This window comes from Pseudomonas sp. UBA1879, assembly GCF_002338065.1.
Lineage (GTDB): Bacteria > Pseudomonadota > Gammaproteobacteria > Pseudomonadales > Pseudomonadaceae > Aquipseudomonas.
In genome coordinates this window covers 1-8,967 of record NZ_DDHJ01000006.1, presented here as the reverse complement: position 1 = coordinate 8,967, position 8,967 = coordinate 1, and the positions used below count along the sequence as shown (strand labels likewise).

Sequence of the window (8,967 nt, the reverse complement as noted above, 5' to 3'; positions counted from 1 at the left end):
CGATCAGTAATGCAGCGCGACACCCACGTTCTTTTTCAGCAATTCCTGATAAAGATCGGCATAGGGTTCAACGGCTTTGTGCCAGTCGAACGGTGCAGCCATGGCGCGGCAACGCATGGCATTGAGCAGTGTTGGGTTGGCGAAAACGTTGAATGCGCGAGTCAGGGCTTCGGTGTAGCTCTCGACAGTGGATTCATCGAAGAGGAAACCGGTGCAACCGTCTTCGATCGTGTCAGCCAGACCGCCAGTACGGCGGGCGACCGGTAGCGAGCCGAAGCGTTGGGCATACATCTGGCTCAGGCCGCAAGGCTCATAACGGGATGGCATCAGCAGGAAATCACTGCCCGCGAACATGCGGCGAGCATCGGTTTCGTTGAAGCCGACCCGTACGCTGATCTGGCCCGGGAAACGGGCGGCGAGGGCGCGCATGGCGTCTTCTTCTTCCGGTTCGCCACGGCCAATGATTGCAATCTGCCCGCCGTGATTGACGATGTACTCGGCGACGCCGATGGTCAGGTCCAGACCCTTCTGGTACACCAAACGCGAGACCACGGCGAACAGCGGGCCGGTGGACGGCTCCAGCTCGAACAACTCGCGAACGTAGTCGGCATTGATTTCCTTGCGCGTCCATTCATTAGGCGCGAAGCGGCAAATCAGGTGTTCGTCGGTGGCGGCATCCCAGCTCTCATCGATGCCGTTGGGAATCCCGCTGAGCTGGCCGCGATTGGCCTTGCTTTGCAGGAAGCCTTCCAGGCCGCACCCGAAGTCGGGCGTGGTGATTTCCTGGGCGTACGTCGCGCTCACGGTGGTGATATGGCTCGCGTAGGCCATGCCCGCTTTGATGAATGACAGCTGGCCATAAAATTCCATGCCGTCGGGGCTCAACGCGTGGTCGGGGATCCCCAGCTCACGGCTCGAAGCCGGGCTGACGAAACCCTGATAGGCCAGGTTATGAATGGTGAAAATGCTGGGCGTCGTCTGTCCGCGCCATTTCATGTACGCCGGCGCCAGACCCGCTGGCCAGTCGTGGGCGTGAACAAGTTCCGGGCACCACTGGGTTTTCACTGCGCCTGCAGCGAAATCGGCAGCCGCCAGACCCAAACGGGCGAAGCGGATGTGGTTGTCCGACCAGTCACGGCCCTGATTGTCGCCATAGGGCGTGCCTTCCCGCTCATACAGCTCCGGGCAAATCAGAACGTAAATGACCAGGCCGTCTTTCATGTCCATACGGCCAATCTTGCAGGGGGGCAGCGCAGCATGTCCGCTGAGCTCGCTGATGATATGGATCGGGTTACCGCTATTGATGACCTGTGGATAGCCGGGAATCAGCACGCGTACATCGTGTAGGTGGCGCATGGCGCGCGGCAGTGCTGCGGAAACATCACCCAAACCGCCGGTTTTCACCAGATCGGCCATTTCTGATGTCACGAACAGGATCTTTTTCCGGTTCGCCGCAGAGATGCCTGGTTGTACAGGGGGCAGTTGCAGCACAGGTGCGCTCGTCGTTGCGAAGACCGGCAGATGGGTCAGCTCGCTGGCCGGCTGATTAAAACTCTCTCCCTTCTGGGTTTTGACAGCGGCACTAATCATCGTTTTCTCCCATTCGATACGCAGTGTTGGTACAGCACTTGAGTTGTAATTGGCCATGTCCTATGGCCAGGCACACAAGACCTACGCAAAATCGATACCCATTTACCGACTGCATAAGTGAGGACAGGGTGAAAGCGACCGTTGCTCGTGATACATCCGTTAGCGTAGGCGCTCTAATCAGCTGACCCAGCACTGTTGTAGAAGTTTCGACTATTTTTCCGGGAAATGTCTGGCATGCGGGATGGAAGCCTGTTGTAGGAAATCTTCGACTTCGCTACAAAGATGCCTGACCGCCAAATGCGCCGTTCTGGGGCACGAAGAGGATCGTAAACGTCCCGATAACCGTTGGTCGGATTGTTCGACAATTACGCCGACGCGACTTGGGAAGCATAGATGGGCGAAGCCGTTTTACGATTCATTTCAGGGGAAGTTTTTGTTGTGGCCTTTTCTTGGTGCAGCACAGCCCGGATCTTGTGCGTTATAAGAAAAATCCTACTTCTGTATCAGGAGTTTTTGCCGCGCCACGCGGTAGAATCCCTCCACGCGGCAGATGGCTTCAGCCCGCTGCCTGTTACCCCCTGAGTTGTCGAGGAAGTCAATGCAAGCCCCTGAGGTTCTGGTCCTGCAAGCCAGTTATAGCAACCCGGTTCACGCTGAAGCCATCGGTTTCCTGATCAATCAATATGCCGAAGACGCCATGGGTGGCGGCGAGTCCTTGTCTCCTGATACGCGCGAGCAACTGGCGGTCGAATTGGCCAAGCGCCCCCACGCGTTCAGCGTGCTGGCGTTCATTTCTGGCGAGCCGGTCGGGCTGGTCAATTGTTTTGAAGGATTTTCCACCTTTGCCTGCCGGCCGCTGGTCAACATTCACGACGTGGTCGTCATCGCCTCCGCACGCGGTTTGGGCATCAGTCAGAAGATGCTCGCCAAGGTCGAGGAAATCGCCCGTCAGCGCGGCTGCTGCAAGCTGACCCTTGAAGTGCTGGAAGGCAACGCCGTCGCCCAGAACGCGTATCGAAAAATGGGCTTCTCCGATTACCAGCTCGACCCGCAGATGGGCAAGGCGCTGTTTTGGCAAAAGGGGTTGTAATGACCGCTTACAGCCGATGGAGAGTGCGTCGGCTGACCATCGCTATCGCGGCCGTCGTGCCTCCGGCGGCGCCTACCGGGCAACGGTGCCACGCGATCGTGATCACGCCGCAAAACCTGTAGGAGCCGCCGGAGGCACGACGGCCGCGACAGCGGTGGCCGAGGCAGCACAGAATTGTCAGGCCTGCCTCCCGCACTGTTGCTCCGGCAACATCCCTCAAACCATTTGTAACAGTTCTATCCTGTAAGAGAATTCCATACGCGATGTAGGATCGCCTTCCGTATCGACTTCAGGACAGCCATGTCTCTCTCTCTGGAACCTCCCAGTTGCCCATCCCGTCCATTGACCCCGGATTTCCTTTACCCGCCTTATCGCGCTGACCGGCGCACGTCCATCACCCTTCGTTGTCTCGGCCCCCTTACGGCGCAGCCGGATTCCGTGGTGCCCGCCGTTCACCCGTTGAAAAGGACTCTCTGACCATGGAATGGCTTGCGGATCCCACGGCCTGGCTGGGCCTGTTGACCCTGATCGTGCTGGAACTGGTGCTGGGCATCGACAACCTGGTGTTCATTGCCATCCTGGCCGACAAACTGCCGCCGGAGCAGCGCGACAAGGCCCGCGTCCTCGGACTGTCGCTTGCGCTGATCATGCGTTTGGGCCTGCTGGCCAGCATTTCGTGGATGGTGACGCTGACCGAGCCGTTGCTCGACGTGTTCGGCAAAAGCTTTTCCGGTCGCGACTTGATCATGCTGTTCGGCGGGGTATTCCTGCTGTTCAAGGCGACCATGGAACTTCATGAACGGCTGGAAGGCCATGTTGCCCAGCACGCCGGTAGCGCGACCTATGCGCTGTTCTGGCCCATCGTGGCGCAAATCGTCGTGCTCGATGCCGTGTTCTCCCTGGACGCAGTGATTACCGCGGTGGGTATGGTGGACGAGCTGTCGGTCATGATGATCGCCGTGATCTTTTCGATCGGCATCATGATCATCGCCAGCAAGCCGCTGACCGCGTTCGTCAACGCGCACCCGACCGTGATCATGCTGTGTCTGGGCTTCCTGATGATGATCGGCTTCAGCCTGACCGCCGATGGCCTGGGGTTTCATATCCCCAAAGGCTACCTGTACGCGGCGATCGGTTTTTCGATTCTCATCGAGGTGTTCAATCAGGTCGCACGATCCCGCCGCAGGCGCAGCCTCAAAGGCAACATGCCGCGCCGACAGCGCATGGCACACGCCGTCCTGAGGCTGCTGGGCGGGCGTAAACCCGGAGCAGAGGAAGTGGGTGAAGACGTCGCCGACATGCTTGATGGCGATGGCGAGGAAGCGCTTTTCGACCGACGCGAGCGGGTGATGATCAGTGGCGTGCTGCAGTTGGCGCAAAAGCCGGTGCGCACCGCCATGACCGCGCGCAATGATGTCGATTTGATCGACCTGGCTGACGACGAGCAGACGATCAGACAGCAGTTGATGGCTTCGCCTTACTCGCGCTTGCCGGTGATCCGCGACGGCCGCGTCGAGGAGCCGTTGGGGTTCGTGCACAAGAAAGAGCTGCTCAATGCGCTGCTGTCCGGAGACACGCCCGAGTTGGCGCACCTGACACGTCAGGCGCCGAATTTGCTCGACAGCTTTTCGATCCTGAACGCGCTGGATCAAATGCGTGGTGAATCGACCCACATCGCGTTCGTGGTCAATGAGTTCGGTGACTTTGTCGGCATTCTGACCATGACTGACATTCTCGAATCCATCGCTGGCGAATTGCCGGACGCTACCGAGGCCGAGGGCCCGGATCTGGTGGAGGAGGGCGAAGGCGTGATAGTCAATGCCGCGATGAACCTTATGCATCTGCGGGAGCGCACCGGTTTCAAGGCCCGTCCCACCGAGGAGTATCAGACGCTGGCCGGGCTGATCATGAGCCTGCTGGACCGGTTGCCAGCCATGGGCGACGAGGTGCAGTGGGAGGGCTGGCGCCTGAAGGTGCTTGAGGTTCAAGAGCGACGGGTGACGCGGGTATGGCTGCGCAAGCCGCTGCCCTGATCGACGCCAGTAAAAAAGAAGGCCTGCAATGCGCAGGCCTTCTTTTTCGGTGATGTCGAGGACGCGGTTACTTGATCGCCACCTCAGGCACTGCGTCCGGTTGCTTGGCGACTTTCTCCATCAACGCGAAATCGCTCAGGCCCTTCTGCGCATAGGGGTCGCCGATCAGTCGCGGGCGCGCCTTGAAGTCCAGGCTGACCAGGCTCTTGGTGGTGTCCAGTTCATCGAAACTCAGCCCCGCCAGCTGCGCCCAGGTGTGAATCAAGTTGGAACTGGAGTAGGGGCGGCTGTGGATGCTGTCGAAACTCCAGTTGTGGGTCTCGCGCCATTTGGGCGATGCGTAGGCAATGAACGGCACGGTGTACATCGGAATCGTCGGTTTGCCTTCGTTGCGCCCCAGGGTGTCGTGGCCGGGCGAATCGTAAACGTCTTCACCGTGGTCGGACAGGTACAACAGGAAGCCGTTCGGATCGGCCTTGCTGTAGGTCTTGATGAGACTGGACACCACGAAGTCGTTGTACAGCACGGCATTGTCGTAGCTGTTGTACAGCTCCAGCTTGCTGTCATCGATGGCTGCCGGAACGCCATCCCGACCGGTGAATTTCTCGTACTGTTCCGGGTAGCGGTACTGATAGGCCATGTGCGTGCCCAGCAGGTGAACGACGATCAGCTTGCGCGGCGCCGCATCGGTCAGCGCCTTGGCAAAGGGCTCGATCACGTCGCCGTCGTACTGGCGGGCGTTCTGGTTTCGGTTGTTGTTCAGGTAAACCTGCTCGTCGGCCTGTTCGGAAAACGTCGTCAGCATGGTGTTGCGCTTGGTCATCGTTTGCTGGTTGGTGATCCAGAACGTCTTGTAGCCCGCCTGTTTCATGACACTGACGATGGACGGGGTCTTCAGGTAGAGGTCCGGGTTTTCCTCGTCGGCAAACGTCAACACTTGCTGTAGCGCCTCGATGGTGTAGGGTCGGGGCGTGATCACGTTATCGAAAACTTGCAACTGGTCTTTCATCGCGTCGAGGTTCGGCGTGGTCTGCCGTGGGTAGCCATACAGGTGCATGCGACCGCGGTTAGTGGACTCGCCGATGACCAGTACCAGCGTGGTCGGCAGGCCGGCCTGCTGGTCTTTGAGGTTTTTCAGCGGTGCAATGTTGCTGCTGGTGGCGAGCATGTCCTGCATGCTGTCCAGCTGCTGGGTGTAACGGTGGTACGCCACCAGCATCTGCCACGGCACCGCCGGTTCGATGCGCGATTCGAACGCTTCAAGGCCTTCGGCGGTCGTGTCGGAACGCGCCAGTTGTTTGGCCAGCGGATAGCCGATGATCGCTACCAGCAGCGCTGTGGCCACGACCCAGGCACGGCCTCGGGGCATGTGCACCGGGCGCAGGCGGGTCCACAGGAAGATCGCGAACGCGGTATGGGCGATGAACGCCAGTACGATCCACCAGGCAAAGTACTGCGTCATGTACTCGCCCGCTTCAGAGATGTTCGACTCGAACATGATGAAGATGACGCTTTGCGAGAATTCCTGCTGATAAATGAAGAAGTAGCCCAGGCTCGCCATGGAACAGGCCCATAGCACCACGCCGATAACAGCGGCCATGACCCGGGTCTTGTGGGGGAACATCAACATCGGCGCGAGCCAGATGCCGCTCATCAGGAATGCCTGGCGAAAGCCTGCAAAGCCAGTGATACCCGTCAACTGGATCAACAGTTGGGTGATGCCGGAAAAATACCAGAAGAACAGGAAAAGCCAGGCGACGCCGGCCCAGTCGAAGCGTGTCGGAGTGGGGGTGCTCCGTTTCAGTGTTGCCATCAGGCGCTCCAGCTATGGATCTGTCGAGCGGCCCAATAGACCGCATCATTTTGCGAGGGTCCGTTTCGCAGGCCATAAGAGGCCGGCGGACGTGCCACAGAGGGGCGGCAGTATGGTGATGGGGAAGTGAAAAAAATGTCAGACAGGTGTCGCCGAAGCGTTCAAACGCTCAAAACCGGATTTTCTGCGGCATGGGAACATTGCCAGATGTGTCTGGTCCGAAAACTGAACGTCGGGATTGGCCGAGATCGTGAAAACGGCCTAGGTCAATGGGGGCAGAAAGGGAGACAGCAGGGGAGTGATTCGAGCGTCAAGGCAAGCCAGCGAATCGGGCTTGCCTCTGTTGGGGGGAACCGATGTCAGGCTTGCAGCGCAGTGCCGCTGTGGGCGAGTTGAGCGTGTTGCAGCATCAGGGCCATTTGGGCGACTTTCTTTTGCAGCAGATCACGTTCTTCGCGAAGCTGACGCAGCTCATCGCGACGGACGGTAACATACAGAGTCTGTGGAACACTTGCCGGTAGTACTGTGCCCATTGCTCACCTCGCAAATGGCGGATTCAACTTCGTAAGGTTCAAGCAATGACTCGAGCGCTACCCGTCTTGTCCATGCTTCCTACCTTTGTCGGCGCGGATTCTGATTTCTTTCGCAGAAAAAGGGAACTTTTTTATTTTTAATGGTCGCTGGCATTTCCAGTTGGCGACGAACGGCGTAAAACCCCCGTGCTTGACGCACCAACATGAAACTATTTTCACCGGGAAACCTTCGTTTGCCTCCCCGGACTAACCCTACAAGCGGCACTGGGCTATAAAATGAGGCACCCTTTTTACGGATCAAGGAGCACCTCTACATGCAACTCGGGATTGTTGGACTAGGCCGCATGGGCGGCAACATCGCACGTCGACTGATGCTCAATGGCCACACCACAGTCGTTTACGATCGCGATGAGCAGTCTCGCACCGTGCTCGCCAACGAAGGTTCGACGCCAGCGGCCGACTTGAAGTCACTGGTCGCTGCGCTGGACAAGCCACGAGCTGTCTGGGTGATGCTGCCTGCAGGCGCTCCGACCGAAGACACCATCAACGTGCTGGCCGACTTGCTCGAAGAAGACGACGTGATCATCGACGGTGGCAACACTTTTTATAAAGATGACGTGCGTCGGTCCCATGCTCTGAAGCAAAAAGGCCTGCACTACGTCGACGTCGGCACGTCCGGTGGCGTCTGGGGTCTTGAGCGTGGCTACTGCATGATGATCGGCGGTGAAACCGAGGTGGTGAATCGCCTTGACCCGCTGTTCAAGACACTCGCCCCGGGCATCGGCAACATCCCTCGCACCAAAGACCGCGCCAAAGACGCCGATCCGCGTGCCGAGCACGGCTACATCCACGCAGGCCCTCCGGGCGCCGGCCATTTCGTCAAGATGATCCACAACGGCATCGAGTACGGAATGATGCAGGCCTTCGCCGAAGGCTTCGACATTCTCAAGACCAAGAACTCGGAAAACCTGCCGGAAGACCAGCGCTTCGATCTGAACCTGGGCGATATCGCTGAAGTCTGGCGTCGCGGCAGCGTCGTGTCGTCCTGGCTGCTGGACCTGACCGCCGATGCGCTGGCCACCGACCCACAGCTCAATGCCTACTCCGGCTCCGTGGCCGACAGCGGTGAAGGCCGCTGGACCATCGAGGCTGCCATGGAGCAGGCGGTGCCGGTGCCAGTGCTGTCCACGTCCTTGTTCGCCCGCTTCCGCTCCCGTCAACAAAGCACGTATGGCGACAAGATGCTCTCCGCCATGCGTTTCGGTTTTGGTGGTCATAAGGAACCAAAATAATGGGTTTGACCCGAAGCAAGCAAAAGGCCCCGGTCGCTCCGGCGACCACGCTGTTCCTGTTCGGCGCCCACGGCGACCTGGTCAAACGGCTGTTGATGCCGGCCCTCTATAACCTGTTCCGTGACGGACTGGTAGGCGAGGACCTGCACATCGTCGGGGTTGACCACAACACCGTCAGCGATGCCGACTTCGCCAAAAAGCTCGAGGACTTTATCCGTCAGGAGGCAGCCAGCAAGGTCGCCGAAGGTGGCAAGGATCCGCTGGACCCGGCGTTGTGGGGCAGCCTGGCCAAACGCATCACTTACATCACCGGGGATTTTCTCGACGACGCCACGTACACGGCCATCGACGACAAGATCAAGAGCACGGGCACCAATAATGCCGTGTTCTACCTGGCGACCGCGCCGCGTTTTTTCAGCGAAGTGACTCAGCGGCTTGGCTCGTCTGGCCTGATGGTGGAGGGCGAGGATCATTTCCGTCGCGTGGTGATCGAAAAGCCGTTCGGTCACGACCTGCCAAGTGCGGTCGCGCTGAACAATTGCTTGTTGAAGGTGATGAGCGAGAAGCAGATCTACCGAATTGACCATTACCTGGGCAAGGAGACGGTGCAGAACAT

The 8,967-nt window shown here is 58.9% G+C and carries 6 protein-coding genes and 1 pseudogene; 4 read left to right on the top strand and 3 right to left on the bottom strand.

Annotation, left to right across the window (positions count from 1 at the left end; translation table 11 throughout):
* Positions 1-3: 3 nt before the first annotated feature.
* Positions 4-1,590, bottom strand: coding sequence for a glycogen synthase GlgA (glgA, locus tag B3N48_RS08375; protein WP_296181999.1), 1,587 nt, complete (start codon positions 1,588-1,590; stop codon positions 4-6).
* Positions 1,591-2,188: 598 nt separating this feature from the next.
* Between glgA and B3N48_RS08370 the strand changes: the two genes are divergently transcribed.
* Both B3N48_RS08370 and B3N48_RS08365 read left to right on the top strand, forming a co-directional pair.
* Positions 2,189-2,680, top strand: a complete 492-nt coding sequence (locus B3N48_RS08370; RefSeq protein ID WP_296181996.1) for a GNAT family N-acetyltransferase — start codon at positions 2,189-2,191, stop codon at positions 2,678-2,680.
* Between the two features lie 479 nt (positions 2,681-3,159).
* Positions 3,160-4,713 (top strand): TerC family protein, encoded by a 1,554-nt coding sequence (locus tag B3N48_RS08365; protein WP_296181993.1) that lies wholly within the window; start codon positions 3,160-3,162, stop codon positions 4,711-4,713.
* A 67-nt stretch (positions 4,714-4,780) separates the two neighbouring features.
* Here B3N48_RS08365 and B3N48_RS08360 read toward each other — a convergent pair whose 3' ends face one another.
* Both B3N48_RS08360 and B3N48_RS08355 read right to left on the bottom strand, forming a co-directional pair.
* Positions 4,781-6,526, bottom strand: coding sequence for a phosphoethanolamine transferase CptA (locus B3N48_RS08360; protein ID WP_296181992.1), 1,746 nt, complete (start codon positions 6,524-6,526; stop codon positions 4,781-4,783).
* 359 nt (positions 6,527-6,885) lie between these two features.
* Positions 6,886-7,059: a DUF6026 family protein gene (locus B3N48_RS08355; protein ID WP_296181990.1), complete on the bottom strand. Its 174-nt coding sequence runs from the start codon at positions 7,057-7,059 to the stop codon at positions 6,886-6,888.
* A gap of 314 nt (positions 7,060-7,373) precedes the next feature.
* Between B3N48_RS08355 and gnd the strand changes: the two genes are divergently transcribed.
* Entirely contained in the window at positions 7,374-8,351 is a 978-nt protein-coding gene (gnd, locus tag B3N48_RS08350; RefSeq protein WP_296181988.1) for a phosphogluconate dehydrogenase (NAD(+)-dependent, decarboxylating), read from the top strand.
* Positions 8,351-8,967 (top strand): annotated as a pseudogene (locus B3N48_RS08345) (glucose-6-phosphate dehydrogenase); the annotation flags it as partial. The gene gnd and the pseudogene B3N48_RS08345, both read left to right, overlap by 1 nt.